Here is a 14,832-nt window from a genome sequence, read left to right on the forward strand (position 1 = left end):
AACTCTTGTATCTTTACTCATTCAAATCACGGTAACGCCTTGAATAACGCATAGGCAAGCAAGCACCATCCAAGAATAAATCCAAGTCCTCCTAAGGGAGTGACCGGTCCAAACCACTTGATGCCAGTCAATGCCAGTGCATACAAGCTTCCGGAAAACGCGATGATACCAAAAATAAACGCATAAGCCGAAAGAAACAGCGTATTTTCTTTCTCATGCATCCAAAATAACACCACAAACAAGAGTGCTATCGTATGTAGAAACTGATAGAGCACACCCGTTTGAAATGTTTGCAGCATGGTATCTGATAAGACTTTTTTCAAACCGTGTGCAGCGTAAGCCCCTAAAATGACAGAGAATGCACCGCTTAAAGCCGTAAATATTGCGATCCATTTCATACGTTGATAACCTCATCAATCCAGCGGTTGGTGTGTTGAGTCGCAAGCTTCAAATTTTCAAGCTGTGTCAGTCCTGAGCTTTTTCTTGGTGAAAAACTATGATCCCCATCAGGAATATAGGCGATGTTGATTCTGGTAGATATTGGATACCCATTCACTTCTTCTCGTTTCCCAAACGTATCTCTTTCACCTTGTAGGATCATCATCGGCTGTTCAACATCCTGAAGATGGTCAATTCTTAACTTTTCAGGCTTTCCCGGCGGGTGAAATGGATAACCATATACAATACAACCAGCCAGGCAAGGTTCTGACTGGATCAAGTGCGTTGCAATCCGCCCTCCCATCGACTTTCCTGCAATAAACAATGGTGTCGATGCATCTGTGTTTGCCTGGATCACCTCGATAAAAGCAGCTTCCAGGATTGCCTGCTTATTTGGCGGACGGCGTTTTCCCTCTTGAGTCATCTGTTGCATATATGGAAAATCAAAACGGATCACTTCGATTTGATGCTGAGCTAACCCTTGTGCTAACTCAACCATAAATGGATGGCTCATCCCTGCTCCAGCACCATGTGCTAAAATCAACCTTGCCTTGGGTTTACCACTCACTTCTGTGACGAGTATTTCGGCTGGGTTATCACTCATCGGTGCTCCATATATTCATCTTGTTCTTCTTCAACCATTGTCATCATCCAATCACGAAACGCAACAATCTTACCTAAATCAGACTGCCCTTCCTGACAAACGAGATAGTAAGCATTTTTACTCACTAACACCTGATTAAAAGGGCAAACCAATCGCCCACTTTCTATCTCTGGTTTCGCCAGAACACTATGCCCTAATGCAATCCCCTGACCATGGGCAGCAGCTTGCAATACCATCGAAGAATGAGAAAAAATGGGACCTTGGTTCACATTAATATTTTTCAGGTTGTAATTCTTAACCCATTGCTTCCAGTCTTTGCGAGAACCGTCATGGAGCAGTGTATGTTGTGAAAGATCTTCAAGCATTCTTAAAGGTTTCGTACTATTGAGCAATTTAGGTGAACAAACTGGGATTAAATACTCGGTATGCAGCTTGTCTGCACGCAAGCTAGGCCACTGCCCTTTTCCATAGTAGATTGCAACATCCACATCATCCGTGAGTGAACCTTCATCCAGATCAACAGCTTTAATCCGAACATCTATTTCAGGATGAAGCTCACTAAATTCACTCAGTCGCGGAACAAGCCACATAATGGCAAAGCTGGGCGGTAACGATATCGTGATTGCACCCTTGGCACCGCGGGCAAGTAACTTTTCTGTAGCATCATTTATCTGGGAGAAAATATCTTTGATGTCCAGAAAGTAACTTTGTCCTTCTTCTGTCAATAACAGTGAGCGATTCCGCCGCATAAACAGCTTTAATCCCAAGTGCTCTTCCAATGACTTGATTTGATGGCTAATCGCCGCTTGCGTGACAAACAGCTCTTCCGCGGCTTTCGTAAAACTCAGATGCCTTGCCGCAGCTTCAAAAGCTTTTAAGGCATTGAGGGGTGGTAATCGTCGCGACATGTCAATTCCGTGAAATTTAGATAAGTTTTTCTAATGAACTGAATAAAAATATATCATTTTTTAACCAACTCATTTTCCGCTATTATGTACCCTGATTTAATTGGATCTTCAGTTACTACTAGCGTTCACCCACTGAAAACCAATGATAAATCACCTTATATTGCATAGATATTCATTTTTTATTTCATTAATATTTCTTATTCCATAGAGAGACTGAAATGGAACATACATACTTCACGCGCACTTTCGTACTTCTGTTCGGTGTTCTATTCTCGCTCGCACCTGCGACTTCCAGTGCAAATGAACTCGAGACAGCAATCATGCTACAAATGAAGCAAGCATTTGAGTCAACTGCTGCTGAGAGCCTACAAGAAGTCAGAGAGCATATTACCCAACAGCTTATCCGCTTTGAACCAGAACAAATGGTGAGTTCAAAGAACCTTGATCTTGCAAGTACTGTACCTTTGCAGGAACAGGAAACCAGCGAATAAGACTTTGATCACCTCATTCGTGTTCACCCAACCACAGGCTGCTTCGTTGTTATAGCAGCCTTTTTTATGCCTTAGACAAATGAAATTCACGCCACCTGCAAAGCAACCAATCAAAAAAGGAGCTTTTCAGCCCCTTTGTGATTCCAGAAATTATTCAATGCCCAGAGGCTCAAACCCTTTGACCAGCGCATCGACTGCTTTCATCTGACTTAAGAATGCTTCCAGCTTATCGAGAGGTAATGCGCAAGGGCCATCACACTTCGCTTCAGCTGGGTTTGGATGTGATTCTATAAAGAGTCCAGCGAGACCAAGAGCCATACCAGCACGAGAGAGCTCAGCAGCTTGCGCACGACGACCATCAGCAGAGTCAGAGCGCCCACCAGGGCGTTGAAGCGCATGCGTTGAGTCAAAGATGACCGGCGCCATGTTCTTCATATCATCCATGCCAAGCATATCGACAACGAGGTTGTTATATCCAAATGACGAGCCGCGCTCACAGAGGATCACATTTGTATTGCCTGCTTCTTCAAATTTTTTCAAAATATGACGCATTTCGTGTGGTGCTAAAAACTGCGGCTTCTTCACATTAATGATCGCACCCGTTTTGGCCATTGCAGAAACCAGATCTGTTTGACGTGCTAAAAATGCTGGCAATTGGATCACATCAACAACTTCAGCAACAGGTGCAGCCTGAAATGGCTCATGAACGTCCGTAATCACTGGCACATGAAATGTCTTTTTAATTTCTTCGAATATTTTTAATCCTTCATCCATACCAGGACCACGATAAGAGTGAATGGAGGAACGATTCGCTTTATCGAATGATGCCTTGAAAACATATGGGATCCCAAGTTTTTCCGTGACCTCAACATATTTTTCTGCGATTTGCATCGCCAAGTCACGTGATTCAAGGACATTCATGCCACCAAATAAAACAAACGGCAAATGATTGGCTACCTGAATATCGCCAACTTGAATGACATCTTGGTTCATCATAATCTTTCCTTTCAATTCATTGGCACAGGAATTCAATTTCGCCTGAGTCCAATTTTCTAACATATCAGAACGAGGCGCACGTTAATTCAACGCACGCCTCTGGTGATTTATCTAGTTTTACATTCACATTAAGGAGATACTGAAAACATGAGTTGGCCGCAGATCCAAGCTGCATATGTCCCAATGCCATATCCCAAAATTGCCAACAATACGCCAACTGGCGCAAGCGATGGATGAAAGGCAGAAGCGACAACAGGTGCGGAAGCTGCACCACCAACATTTGCCTGACTACCCACAGCCATATAGAAGAATGGCGCTTTAATCACAATGGTCATCACCACCATCAGAAGCACATGGACACTCATCCATATTAAACCAATTACAAAATAGGCAGGCGAATCGAGAATTTTTGAAACGTCCATGTGCAAGCCGATGGATGTGATCAGAATATAAAGAAAGACGGTGGCAACGTTAGACGAGCCAGCAGCTTCAATTTTTCTCGCTTTTGTGAAGGACAAGATGATCGCGATTGTTGTTGCGATGACAACCATCCAGAAAAACTTACTATGTAAACTATATCGCTGTAACTCAGGATAGTGCTCAACAAAAAATGGTGCGATGATATCTGCTGCAAAATGAGAGAAACCAGTCACACCAAAGCCAATCATACACATCTTGATGTAGTCGTAGAACACTGGCATTCTCGCATTTTTCGCCTGATACGCTTCGATTCTATCCCGGATCCCATCAAGGACTTCTGTATCCGCACCTGTTCGCTTATCAATATCCTTTGCTCTTGCAACAAAAAATAGGATGACAGTCATCCAAATATTCGCAACGAGAACATCCACAGCAATCATTGCGGAAAATACATCACCTCCAACCTCATAGATTTCTTTCATCGCTGCTTGGTTCGCATTCCCACCAATCCAACTTCCTGCAACTGTTGTCATTCCTCGCCAGACGGAATCTTGTCCTTGAACAGTCATCAAATCCGGGAAAATAAATGACGCAACAAATACAGCAATGGGTCCCCCAATCATGATGCCAACTGTACCTGTTAAAAACATGATCAGTGCTTTAGGACCAAGTTGCGCAATTGCTTTCAAGTCAATTGTCATCGTGAGTAAGACGAGACAGGCTGGGAGTAGAAAACGAGAGGCGACATAGTAAAGATTTGAATTGCCACCATCAACAACGTCAAATGTATTCAAAAGAGATGGAATAAAGTAACACAATAGTATTGCAGGGACATATTTATAAAATTTAACCCAAAAACGATGCGAGCTATTCACCGTATAAAAAATGCCGCCTAAAATCAGAGCCACCAGCCCTAGGACTGTCGCATCATTGGTGATCAACACCTCGCGCGCAACCGCTTCTTTCATGAAAGCCTCCAGTTATCATTTTAAATTTTTGGAATCAGTTTTCAGATGTGTCGCGATACCCATGAGTGTGATGTCTCGGATCCTCATGGATATCTTTTTTAATGGTAGGTGTGCGGAACCGTTGAGAGTTCATCAAGTTGCATTTTCACAATATCCACAACTGGGTCATCAGGACACTGCTCAACAAAGAAATTGAAATCTTCTGTCGCTAAATGGGCGCAATCGAGTTGTTCTAAAATAAAGCCCCGATCTCGACGCTGATAAGGATCATCTGGACGTTTAGCAATGAGAGAAGAAACACAGCAGTAAGCTGAGGTGTAATTATTCTCCTCGATAAATTCCATTTTTTGTCTGGAAGTATGCATAGAAATTAAATGTTCCAGATCAAACTCCTCAAACTCTGATGGATCCGGCTGGTGCTCTGTTGCGAACCAGCTCTGCTGTCCACTGGTTGGCTCAATCAGATATCCCCCTTCTCCATCTATCGTCACCAGAAGTAACAAACTATCCTGATATGCAACAAATTCGCAGTCAATCCCTGAAGCTTCAAGCAAGTAGCCGACAACCAGCCCGAGTGAAAGCTCATTCCCAGTTCTGTAATGGATCACAAAACTCAACGCATTTAATTGGCTTTCTGGTACTGATTGACAAGTGCCACTAAATAGTAAGTTCTCATAGATATGATCAAGTAGACAGGAAAGGCGTTCGTGAGAATTGACGATACCATCGACAACATCTTTGCAAGATTTGGATAAGGCTTCGAGTTTTGGGAAAACGTCCTGGGTCCTCAGTGCAAAATTCCAGCTTCGCTCAAGCCTGAGGATTTCTTGGATTGCTTCCAAGATTAACCCGTTATGATTCAAGTCCCCTTTCAAACTCATTCTATTCTGCGCCCTCTCAAACCTGAAAAGTGCTAATTATCCCGCGAAACGGCTACTCATTTCAAGCTTTGTGCGATATTTGACTGGGTATCCATGGTAGATTGTCAGGCTAAATATAAGAAAGGGCTCGATAATACATAGACTTCACTTCAAATAAAAAATATTGTGGGCAAACGCTCACCGCATCATATGAATTGAGAAGAACCCTTCCTGACCGAACCGAACAACAGGGCATCAACATCTGGACAATTCAGATGAAGCCATTGGTAAATTTCAATTTTTCTTAAAATTACTGAGTGAACAAATGAAATGAGGCAACACTGAAAGTCTAAAATGAACACAAAGCTTTTTTCAAGATGGAACTGAGATTCAATAGGGAGATCCAACGAAAACAAGCATCAGGAAATAACTAATTTAAAAAATTCATCTATCTCCAAATTTTGATTCGCTATTTTTCTATTCATGAAATACAAATCAGATCGTGATTCAAATGAAACTTCAGGCTTCATTCCAACAATTTCAGATGGGTCAGTTCCTATCTGAACGAGTACAATTTAACTATCATCCGGATACTCTGTCAAAATTCTCTCGATTTCTTCCAGATTATCTTCTAGCAGTTGAACTAACTTCGGATCAAATTGCTTACCTGAATGCTCTTTGATCCATTGTACCGTCGCATTTTTATCCCAAGGCTGTTTATAGCAACGCTCATGGCGAAGAGAGTCATATACATCTGCCAGTGCGACGATTCTTCCATACAAATGAATTGCATCGCCACTTTTTCCTTCAGGATAGCCAGAGCCATCCCACCACTCATGGTGTTCCTTGGCAATCACAGCGCCAGCCTGAATGATTTCATGCGAGCTGTTTTTCAAGATTTGGTAACCTTTTTCTGCATGGGATTTCATCACCTCCCAATCTTCTCCTTCCAGCTTGTTTGGGTTTTGCAGAATACTATCTGGAATCGATAATTTACCCACATCATGAAGTGGAGAAGCAAGCATAATGATTTCTGCTTCCTCCTCTGACAATCCCGATTTTTGTGCAATAAGTTGAGAGATCATGGCGACACGTTTGACATGATTGCCCTTTTCAATATCGCCAGCCTCAACCGCTTCACTTAAACGATAAACCAGCTCACGGTGGGTTTCTTCAATTTCCTGCTGGAGTTGAACATTCTCGTATGCAACTTGAACATTCTGTGCAAATAATTCGATAAGACTCTTATCTGTATCACTCATCAAATGAGGAATACCTGACACATAAAGCAAAGAGCCTTGCGTAAATCGGCTGGAGCAATACGCGACAAGGTAGTTTCCACGATAGACAATATTCTTTCGACTCAAAGCTTCTTGAAATGCACTGACGAGATCACCTTTAAGCACCGTATTCACTGCTTGACCTTCCGATCCTTGAAACTCTCCTTGGCCTGCCAATACTTTTAATCCAGACAGATCCATCGGTTGGCCTTCAATTTGTGCAACCAGCTGCGAAGTAGCATAAAGCGCTTCGTCGACACTACCTATCACACTGACCAATTGTTGCATCACACCATTAATAAATTGGTCCATGGAGTGCGCAGAAAACAGGTTAGCAGAAGCCATGATGATCTTCTCAAGTCCCTGCTTACTTTGATCAAGGGATAAAATGTCACGATAAGAGCGTAAGCTGGCCATAACAACCGTAAAGAGTTTTTGTGCCGTCAGCTCAGTCTTCGACTTATAATCATTGATGTCATAATTTACGATGACTTGCCGCTCTGGTGCCTGCCCAGGCTGACCTGTCCTCAAAATGATTCGGACTTTGTCGTTCTTCGCTTCTTCACGAATATAACGCGCAACCTGAAGGCCTGCATCATCAGTTTCCATCACGACATCCAGTAACACAATCGCCGCTTCTGGGTGTTGCAGAATCAATTCCTTTGCTTCTTTCCCTGAATGAGCGCTGATAAATTCGAGGGGTTTATCCTGGAAAGTAAAATCGCTTAACGCTAACCGCGTCACCGCATGAACTTCCGGCTCATCATCAACAATGAGAATTTTCCATGCAGTGACACCTTCATGATCTTCTTCATGCTGCTCATCATCAAACAGGAAATCGTTCGACATTGCCGCTCCGCTTTAACTTTCAAGACATACGCTCGTGTTAAATGAAGCATAAACCCTGATACGAAAGCTGTAAAATTATCCCTGTTTTTGACCGAGCGTCACTCTATCATTCTCACCATAATCTTGGTAGGTTTTCACTTGAATGAAACCCGCATCTTCGAAACAATCTCGCACAGCTTTACCTTGTTCAAAGCCATGCTCAATCAGCAGCCACCCGCCCGCCTTTAAAAATTCAGGTGCAGAATGAGTAATGATTTGAATATCCGCCAATCCATGATTGTCAGCGATCAACGCAGACTTCGGCTCAAAACGAACATCCCCTTCATCCAGATGTGGATCTTGTGGGTCAATATATGGTGGATTGCTGACGAGAATATCAATATCTTGAAGCCCATTTTCTTCAAATTTACTAAACCATGAACTTTCAAAAAAACGAGCGTTTTCGAATCCAGTCTTCTTTTGATTCCTTTTCGCCAATTCAACTGCATCTTTCGATAAGTCACAACCATAGACTTGCCAGTCTGGCCTTTCTGATGCAAAGGCTAATGCAATCGCCCCGGTTCCAGTCCCTAAATCAACAAGCTTTCCTTGATTTTGGAGTCCGCTTTCGAGCGCAAGCTCGACTAATCGTTCTGTATCTGGACGCGGGATTAAAGTCGATGGTGCTGTTTCCAATGACAGCGACCAGAATTCTCTTTCCTTGAGAATATAGGCAATAGGCTCACCTTCAACACGACGTGACAATAACTGTTCGAACTGCTTTTTTTGTTCTTCTGAAAGGACCTTGTCAGGCCAAGTGAACAGGTAAGTTTTAGAACAATTCAACACATGGCACATCAAACACTGCCCATCCAGCTTTGCAGTTTCCGAGATACCTTTCATCGCTTGGGTTGCCTGATCGAGTATAGATTGAATGGTTTGCATGTTGATCGCTTTTCAATGGAAAAGGCTATCGCCAAGGCCGATAGCCAGACAAAGGTTACTTCGTTTCTTCTGCCATTTCAGCGAGAAGATCCGCTTGATACTCCTGTAATAGCGGTCCGAATACCGACTCCATGTCTCCTTCGATGATTTCTGTGAGCTTATACAGTGTGAGATTAATTCGGTGATCTGTCATACGACCTTGTGGGAAGTTGTATGTCCGAATACGCTCTGAACGATCGCCACTGCCGACCAAATTACGACGTTGACTCGCTTCTTCTGAACGGCGCTTTTCATCTTCAGCCTGTTGCATCCGTGATGCAAGCACTGAGAGGGCTTTCGCTTTGTTTTTATGTTGCGAACGCTCATCCTGACATTCCACCACAAACCCAGTTGGAATATGGGTAATACGCACCGCAGAATCTGTCTTGTTCACGTGCTGACCTCCAGCACCAGAAGCGCGGAAGGTATCGATTTTCAAGTCAGAGGGATTGATCTCGATTGCTTCGCTTTCTGGAATTTCCGGCATCACAGCAACGGTACAAGCAGAAGTATGAACTCGTCCTTGTGATTCCGTGTCTGGAACACGTTGTACACGGTGACCACCGGATTCGAATTTTAAGATCCCATAGACACCCTCACCCGTAATGTGAGCAATAACTTCTTTAAACCCGCCATGTTCACCTTCATTCGCAGACATGACTTCGACTTTCCATTTTTTCGTTTCAGCATAACGGCTGTACATTCGGAATAAGTCACCAGCAAAGATAGCAGCCTCATCACCACCCGCACCAGCGCGGATCTCTAAGAAGCAGTTATTATCATCATTCGGATCTTTTGGCAGTAACAAGATTTGTAACTCATCTTCCAAGCGCTCAATGTCACTCTGTGCTGCTTTATATTCCTCTTGTGCCATTTCTTTCATCTCAGGATCGGATTCCTGCATCATTTCCTGGGCTGTCGCAAGATCTTCCTGTGCTGTTTGATATTCAAGAAATGGCTTCGTAACCTCTTCTAACTGAGCAAACTCTTTGGAAAGTGCTTTAAATTTGTCCTGATCAGAGATGACCTCTGGATCACTCAAAAGCGCCTGAACTTCCTCAAATCGCTCAACAAGACCTTCTAATTTTCTGTATACAGACTCTTTCATGATGAGTCTCTGTCTCCTGATATTTCTAAAATTTGCATCACTTCAGCCAGGAGTTCGAGCTCTCCCTCCCTGGCTGCTTGCTGAATCGCTCGTGTTGGACCATGCATGAGTTTGTTGGAAAAACGGTTTGCGAATTCAGTCAATACCTTTTCGGGGTCCTGACCAGACACTAATTGTGCCCGAGCCTTTTGAAGTAATTCGTCTTTTTGAACTTCAACCTGCTGGCGGTAGTTTTTCACCATGGCAACCCCATCCAGTGATTTCAGCCATTGATAAAATTCTTCGACACGCTCCCCGACAATCACTTCAGCCTGAGTCGCAGCTAAACGACGGGACTCTATGTTTTTTGTCACGATCGCTTGGAGATCATCCACGGTATAGAGGTAGGCATCAGCAAGCTCGTCCACTTGGCTTTCGATATCTCGTGGAACCGCCAGATCCACAAAGAACATCGGACGATGACGACGCCGCTTTAACGCAGCTTCCACCATCCCCTTACCCACAATCGGCAAGGTACTGGCTGTCGAACTAATCACAATATCGGCATTCGCAAGTTGCTCCGGTACCTGCGCAAGGGGGATCGTTTTGGCCGAAAAAGCTTCTGCAACCACTTGAGCACGTGCCAGTGTTCTGTTTGCAACCGTCATTTCCGTCACCCCTTGTTGCTTCAAATGTGTTGCAACAAGCTCGATTGTTTCCCCAGCACCAATTAATAAAACTTGGCTTTTTTCCAACGCACCAAAAATATGCTTTGCTAAATTGACCGCCGCAAACGCAACAGAAACAGCACTGGAGCCAATTTCTGTCTCACTACGCACCTGCTTTGCAACAGAAAACGCATGTTGAAAAAGTCGATCAAATGTATGATTGAGTGTTCCTGCTGCCTGCGCCTGCTGATACGCCTGCTTGATTTGTCCCAGGATCTGTGGCTCACCCAATACAAGAGAGTCCAGACCGCAAGCTACACGAATCAAGTGGCGAACGGCTTCGGTTTCCCGGTAGGTATAACAATGGGAATGGATATCATGGGAAGATATCCCATGAAAATCAGCTAACCAGTCAACAATTGTTTCAGATTGGTGAGAAGTACCGTTACAATACAATTCTGTACGATTACAGGTCGATAGGATGACCGCGGATTCAACAGCAATCTTCTGCACCATTTCCTGAAGTGCCGAAGCAAGCCGATCTGGACTAAACGCCACGCGTTCACGCAGATCAACCGAGGCTGTCTTATGATTAATACCTAATGCAAGAATGGTCATGTAAAATGTGTAATCGTCTACTCAAGCTACTCACAGTCAGGACGCAATTTTAAGTGAATATGCATCATAATAAAAGGTTGCTCATACGTTCAGGTAAAAATAGATGTCAATAAGAACCCTTTTGTCCCTTTTTTCTATTCTAGTTCTTTCTTCTGGTTGTACGTTGTTCACTGGGCAACAAAAGTCAGATTTATACCTCAATCCAGCAAAAACACCAGCAAAACATCAGCAACGATTACAGTCGGTTACAAGCTGGGAGATGGAAGGTCGAATTGCTTTTATTCGCCCGCAAGAACGCCACTCCGCATCCATTCAATGGCATGAGCGTATCAATCATGTCCAACGTGAAATTTGGCTCAATACAGTGATTGGTGTCTCCATTGCTCACCTCAAAAGTGAAAACGGACAAAGTTACGTGCTGGAATTTGACGGAAAAAATTACCAAACAGACGACCCTGAGGCATTTCTCGCTGCAAGAGGCGCATCATTTCCTAACCTCAAAAGTCCCCGCTGGTTGCTAGGCGAAACTCAAGATTTTGATTCCACGACAATGAAGCCCAATCAACCGCACCTCATTCAATCGGGTATATTTACGAATCAGTCTGGTGTCCAATGGCAAGTGAACTATCACCAATATAAGACTTATCGTGGTCTGGAGTTGCCCTCATTTATCCAGCTCGAAAGCCCAGATTACAAAATCAAACTCAAAGTTCATACATGGAATTTCTGATGTATCAACAAAGTAAGACCATCACACTGCCCTCGCCTGGCAAACTCAATCTTTTTCTTCATATCAATGGGCAGCGTGAGGATGGCTATCATCTTTTACAGACTGTTTTTCAATTTTTTGATTATGGGGATACGCTCACTTTTACACACATTGAAACACCACAGATCGATATTACCCCCACATTCGCAGACATTCCGCTAGAGAGTAACTTGATTTATCGTGCTGCGATGGCTTTGAAGAATGCCTGTCCGGATAAAATAAACAGTGGTGTATCCATTGATATACAGAAACAACTCCCGATGGGAGGAGGAATTGGTGGTGGTTCTTCTAATGCAGCGACAACATTATTAGCACTGAATCATTTATGGGAATGCAATTTATCACTAGATAGATTGGCAGAACTTGGACTACAACTTGGCGCTGACGTGCCTGTATTCATTCATGGCAATGCCACCTTTGCAGAGGGTGTTGGAGAAATTTTCACCGATTGTTTTCCAAATGAGTCTTGGTATCTCATACTTACCCCGAATGTGCATGTTTCTACCCAAGCGGTCTTTCAGCATCCGGCGCTGAATCGGTGTACAGAAATCATCACACCGACGTCCTGGAACCTAGAAATGACCCGGAATGATTGCGAACCTCTCGTGAAAAAGCTTTACCCGGAGGTTGCAAACGCAATCGAGTGGTTGGTAGAATACGCGCCGGCTAGGATGACGGGAACAGGCGCCTGTGTCTTCGCTGCTTTTGACTCAAAAGCCGCAGCACAGACGGTATTCAACCAGTTACCCAACCATCTGAGAGGATTTTTAGCCAAAGGTAAAAATAAGTCGCCGACTCATCTCGCGCTCGCGCAACTTATTTAACTTCAGTTGGGGTATCGCCAAGCGGTAAGGCAGCGGGTTTTGATCCCGCCATTCCCAGGTTCAAATCCTGGTACCCCAGCCAATCAAATCGTGCTCAATCGAACTGCCTTGAGGATTCGACAGTGCCTGACATGAAGCTGTTTACTGGTAACGCAACACCAGAACTCGCCGAAAAGATTGCGAAAAGGTTATACATTAACCTAGGAGATGCTGTTGTTGGCCGTTTTAGCGACGGCGAAATCAGTGTCCAAGTCAACGAAAACGTCCGTGGTTCTGATGTTTTCATTATCCAATCCACCTGTGCCCCCACCAATGATAATGTCATGGAACTTATTGTAATGGTCGATGCCCTTCGTAGAGCGTCAGCAGGCCGTATTACAGCTGTGATTCCTTATTTTGGTTATGCGCGACAAGATCGCCGGGTTCGCAGTGCTCGGGTGCCGATTACTGCAAAGGTCGTTGCTGACTTCCTGTCCAGTGTTGGTGTGGATCGCGTTTTAACCGTTGACTTACACGCAGAGCAGATCCAGGGCTTCTTTGATGTTCCTGTAGATAATGTGTTCGGCAGTCCGATCCTTCTTGAAGATATGAAGTCGAAAGGCTTCCACGAAACAGACGTTGTCGTTGTTTCACCAGATATTGGCGGTGTTGTCCGTGCTCGTGCTATCGCGAAGCTTCTCAATGATAAAGACCTTGCCATTATCGATAAACGACGCCCTCGCGCCAACGTATCACAGGTGATGCATATCATCGGTGATGTCAAAGGCCGCGACTGTATCATCGTCGACGATATGATCGACACGGGTGGCACACTTTGTAAGGCAGCCGAAGCACTGAAAGAACATGGTGCTAAACGCGTCTTTGCTTATGCAACTCACCCTATCTTCTCCGGAAATGCTGCAGAAAATATCCAAAATTCTGTGATTGATGAAGTGGTCATTACAGATACCATTCCACTCACTGACGAGATGAAATCTTTGGATAAAGTCACACAGTTGACGCTCAGTGACATGCTTGCTGAAGCATTACGCCGTGTTTCAAATGAAGAGTCAATTTCTGCGATGTTCGAATATTAATGTCAACAACGCTGACTGTTTCTAGCCAACGCCGATCACTAGATCGGCGTTTTTTTGTGCTGTTACATTCATACAGAGTGTAATAATCCAAACCGATCTTTCAAATCTCAAGTTGGAAAGGATATAAACGTAAATATCCTACAAGGACTGTGACTATGGTTGATAGGTAGAGTGAGGCTGGATGAGTCGCAAGTAAAATAGGCCAACTGATAACGTTGGCCTATTATGATGAAACTTTAGAATTGTACACACTGAAATCTGAGGTCCTGATAAAACAAGATACTTTCTTCCTGACTATCAGACTCAGTTCGAGCTTTCTCCACGGAGATTTGCTCAATAACTTCTGGCTTTAACCCTTGCTTATTACAAGTTTTGTTCGCCAGCTTCATTGCACCAATAGATGCTTCATTTTTGTCCATTGCTGAAGCTTTAATCAAATATACCTGATTTGGTTCAGCAATAAGAACCGTATCTAGTGTAGGTGCTATTTCACGTTGAAGCTTTTTCATTTTAGTGACACAGCCGCTCGTCAATAATGAAGTAGCGATCATGATGATACTGATTAACTGTTTCATGAAACGAATTCTCTCAAAATTACTCACAACGGAATAAAACGGTCGTTCTAGTGTGCTCACTTGTATCGATTTGTAAAAATCTAGGTAACACTGTATTAGCAATATTCTTAGCTGTGTGGATATCTGAACCTTCATCTGAAGGCATCTCATGGTTAAGCACAACAACCCGCTTTCCTTTATCTTCACAAAACTCTTCCGCTTCTTCAATCGCACCTTCTAAAGCTTCATCCTTCGAATCATGCGTAGCAATGATCGAGTAAGTTTCATGCTGTTGTGGAATCATTGTGGTTTTTAAGTTGGAACAACCAGTCAAAAGAATACCACCAGATAAAATAATAAAAAGATAAGCCTGTTTCATACTGCTTCCTACTTACTAACAATAATGTTCAAAATTTAAGCAATGGTAGCAGATCTAAAATTAACTGAAGCTGAACGAAA

At 43.5% G+C, this 14,832-nt stretch carries 16 protein-coding genes and 1 tRNA gene; 5 read left to right on the forward strand and 12 right to left on the reverse strand.

What is annotated here, in order from left to right; genetic code table 11:
* Positions 1 to 26 precede the first annotated feature (26 nt).
* From C505_RS0101460 to C505_RS0101470, 3 genes are read right to left on the reverse strand one after another with little or no spacing between them, the layout of a single operon-like run.
* Complete coding sequence (locus tag C505_RS0101460; protein WP_018690823.1) at positions 27 to 398, reverse strand: DUF423 domain-containing protein; 372 nt, start codon at positions 396 to 398, stop codon at positions 27 to 29.
* Positions 395 to 1,042, reverse strand: coding sequence for an alpha/beta fold hydrolase (locus C505_RS0101465; protein WP_018690824.1), 648 nt, complete (start codon positions 1,040 to 1,042; stop codon positions 395 to 397). The genes C505_RS0101460 and C505_RS0101465 overlap by 4 nt, the downstream gene beginning before the upstream one ends.
* Complete coding sequence (locus C505_RS0101470) at positions 1,039 to 1,950, reverse strand: transcriptional regulator GcvA (protein ID WP_018690825.1); 912 nt, start codon at positions 1,948 to 1,950, stop codon at positions 1,039 to 1,041. The genes C505_RS0101465 and C505_RS0101470 overlap by 4 nt, the downstream gene beginning before the upstream one ends.
* Positions 1,951 to 2,168: 218 nt before the next feature.
* Here C505_RS0101470 and C505_RS0101475 point away from each other — a divergent pair, with 218 nt between their 5' ends.
* A complete protein-coding gene (locus C505_RS0101475; protein WP_018690826.1) occupies positions 2,169 to 2,441 on the forward strand; it encodes a hypothetical protein in 273 nt (90 codons plus the stop codon).
* A 150-nt stretch (positions 2,442 to 2,591) separates the two neighbouring features.
* Here the strand turns inward: C505_RS0101475 and kdsA are convergent, their stop codons facing one another.
* The 7 genes from kdsA to hemA form a co-directional block, all read right to left on the reverse strand.
* Positions 2,592 to 3,434, reverse strand: a complete 843-nt coding sequence (kdsA, locus tag C505_RS0101480; protein ID WP_026317651.1) for a 3-deoxy-8-phosphooctulonate synthase — start codon at positions 3,432 to 3,434, stop codon at positions 2,592 to 2,594.
* 131 nt (positions 3,435 to 3,565) lie between these two features.
* Entirely contained in the window at positions 3,566 to 4,825 is a 1,260-nt protein-coding gene (locus tag C505_RS0101485; protein ID WP_018690828.1) for a DUF819 family protein, read from the reverse strand.
* Between the two features lie 98 nt (positions 4,826 to 4,923).
* On the reverse strand, positions 4,924 to 5,706 hold the full coding sequence (locus C505_RS0101490) for a tetratricopeptide repeat protein (protein ID WP_018690829.1): 783 nt from the start codon (positions 5,704 to 5,706) through the stop codon (positions 4,924 to 4,926).
* A gap of 554 nt (positions 5,707 to 6,260) precedes the next feature.
* Positions 6,261 to 7,814 (reverse strand): response regulator, encoded by a 1,554-nt coding sequence (locus tag C505_RS0101495; protein WP_018690830.1) that lies wholly within the window; start codon positions 7,812 to 7,814, stop codon positions 6,261 to 6,263.
* A gap of 75 nt (positions 7,815 to 7,889) precedes the next feature.
* On the reverse strand, positions 7,890 to 8,738 hold the full coding sequence (prmC, locus tag C505_RS0101500; RefSeq protein ID WP_018690831.1) for a peptide chain release factor N(5)-glutamine methyltransferase: 849 nt from the start codon (positions 8,736 to 8,738) through the stop codon (positions 7,890 to 7,892).
* A 55-nt stretch (positions 8,739 to 8,793) separates the two neighbouring features.
* Complete coding sequence (gene prfA / locus C505_RS0101505; protein ID WP_018690832.1) at positions 8,794 to 9,885, reverse strand: peptide chain release factor 1; 1,092 nt, start codon at positions 9,883 to 9,885, stop codon at positions 8,794 to 8,796.
* The gene (hemA, locus tag C505_RS0101510) at positions 9,882 to 11,150 is read right to left on the reverse strand and encodes a glutamyl-tRNA reductase (protein WP_018690833.1); all 1,269 of its coding nucleotides are present in this window, start codon (positions 11,148 to 11,150) and stop codon (positions 9,882 to 9,884) included. Before hemA ends, prfA begins: the two co-directional genes overlap by 4 nt.
* 103 nt (positions 11,151 to 11,253) lie before the next feature.
* On the opposite strand from hemA, the gene lolB reads away from it, so the two are divergent.
* The 4 genes from lolB (at position 11,254) to C505_RS0101530 (ending at position 13,819) form a co-directional block, all read left to right on the forward strand.
* Positions 11,254 to 11,880: a lipoprotein insertase outer membrane protein LolB gene (lolB, locus tag C505_RS23355; protein WP_018690834.1), complete on the forward strand. Its 627-nt coding sequence runs from the start codon at positions 11,254 to 11,256 to the stop codon at positions 11,878 to 11,880.
* Entirely contained in the window at positions 11,880 to 12,743 is an 864-nt protein-coding gene (gene ispE, locus C505_RS0101520) for a 4-(cytidine 5'-diphospho)-2-C-methyl-D-erythritol kinase (RefSeq protein ID WP_018690835.1), read from the forward strand. Before lolB ends, ispE begins: the two co-directional genes overlap by 1 nt.
* Positions 12,744 to 12,750: 7 nt before the next feature.
* Positions 12,751 to 12,825, forward strand: a tRNA-Gln gene (locus tag C505_RS0101525).
* 40 nt (positions 12,826 to 12,865) lie between these two features.
* Positions 12,866 to 13,819: a ribose-phosphate pyrophosphokinase gene (locus C505_RS0101530; RefSeq protein WP_026317652.1), complete on the forward strand. Its 954-nt coding sequence runs from the start codon at positions 12,866 to 12,868 to the stop codon at positions 13,817 to 13,819.
* A 236-nt stretch (positions 13,820 to 14,055) separates the two neighbouring features.
* On the opposite strand, the gene C505_RS0101535 is transcribed toward C505_RS0101530, so the two are convergent.
* On the reverse strand, positions 14,056 to 14,394 hold the full coding sequence (locus C505_RS0101535; RefSeq protein ID WP_018690837.1) for a hypothetical protein: 339 nt from the start codon (positions 14,392 to 14,394) through the stop codon (positions 14,056 to 14,058).
* Between the two features lie 19 nt (positions 14,395 to 14,413).
* Positions 14,414 to 14,752, reverse strand: a complete 339-nt coding sequence (locus C505_RS0101540) for a hypothetical protein (protein ID WP_018690838.1) — start codon at positions 14,750 to 14,752, stop codon at positions 14,414 to 14,416.
* Positions 14,753 to 14,832: the final 80 nt, after the last annotated feature.

Source organism: Algicola sagamiensis DSM 14643, from assembly GCF_000374485.1.
Taxonomy (GTDB): domain Bacteria; phylum Pseudomonadota; class Gammaproteobacteria; order Enterobacterales; family Alteromonadaceae; genus Algicola; species Algicola sagamiensis.

Excerpts from the sequence above, each read along its gene's own strand:
- C505_RS0101460 (WP_018690823.1), bottom strand. The coding sequence starts at position 398 with ATGAAATGGATCGCAATATTTACGGCTTTAAGCGGTGCATTCTCTGTC.
- C505_RS0101465 (WP_018690824.1), bottom strand. The coding sequence starts at position 1,042 with ATGAGTGATAACCCAGCCGAAATACTCGTCACAGAAGTGAGTGGTAAA.
- C505_RS0101470 (WP_018690825.1), bottom strand. The coding sequence starts at position 1,950 with ATGTCGCGACGATTACCACCCCTCAATGCCTTAAAAGCTTTTGAAGCT.
- C505_RS0101475 (WP_018690826.1), top strand. The coding sequence starts at position 2,169 with ATGGAACATACATACTTCACGCGCACTTTCGTACTTCTGTTCGGTGTT.
- kdsA (WP_026317651.1), bottom strand. The coding sequence starts at position 3,434 with ATGAACCAAGATGTCATTCAAGTTGGCGATATTCAGGTAGCCAATCAT.
- C505_RS0101485 (WP_018690828.1), bottom strand. The coding sequence starts at position 4,825 with ATGAAAGAAGCGGTTGCGCGCGAGGTGTTGATCACCAATGATGCGACA.
- C505_RS0101490 (WP_018690829.1), bottom strand. The coding sequence starts at position 5,706 with ATGAGTTTGAAAGGGGACTTGAATCATAACGGGTTAATCTTGGAAGCA.
- C505_RS0101495 (WP_018690830.1), bottom strand. The coding sequence starts at position 7,814 with ATGTCGAACGATTTCCTGTTTGATGATGAGCAGCATGAAGAAGATCAT.
- prmC (WP_018690831.1), bottom strand. The coding sequence starts at position 8,738 with ATGCAAACCATTCAATCTATACTCGATCAGGCAACCCAAGCGATGAAA.
- prfA (WP_018690832.1), bottom strand. The coding sequence starts at position 9,885 with ATGAAAGAGTCTGTATACAGAAAATTAGAAGGTCTTGTTGAGCGATTT.
- hemA (WP_018690833.1), bottom strand. The coding sequence starts at position 11,150 with ATGACCATTCTTGCATTAGGTATTAATCATAAGACAGCCTCGGTTGAT.
- lolB (WP_018690834.1), top strand. The coding sequence starts at position 11,254 with ATGTCAATAAGAACCCTTTTGTCCCTTTTTTCTATTCTAGTTCTTTCT.
- ispE (WP_018690835.1), top strand. The coding sequence starts at position 11,880 with ATGTATCAACAAAGTAAGACCATCACACTGCCCTCGCCTGGCAAACTC.
- C505_RS0101535 (WP_018690837.1), bottom strand. The coding sequence starts at position 14,394 with ATGAAACAGTTAATCAGTATCATCATGATCGCTACTTCATTATTGACG.
- C505_RS0101540 (WP_018690838.1), bottom strand. The coding sequence starts at position 14,752 with ATGAAACAGGCTTATCTTTTTATTATTTTATCTGGTGGTATTCTTTTG.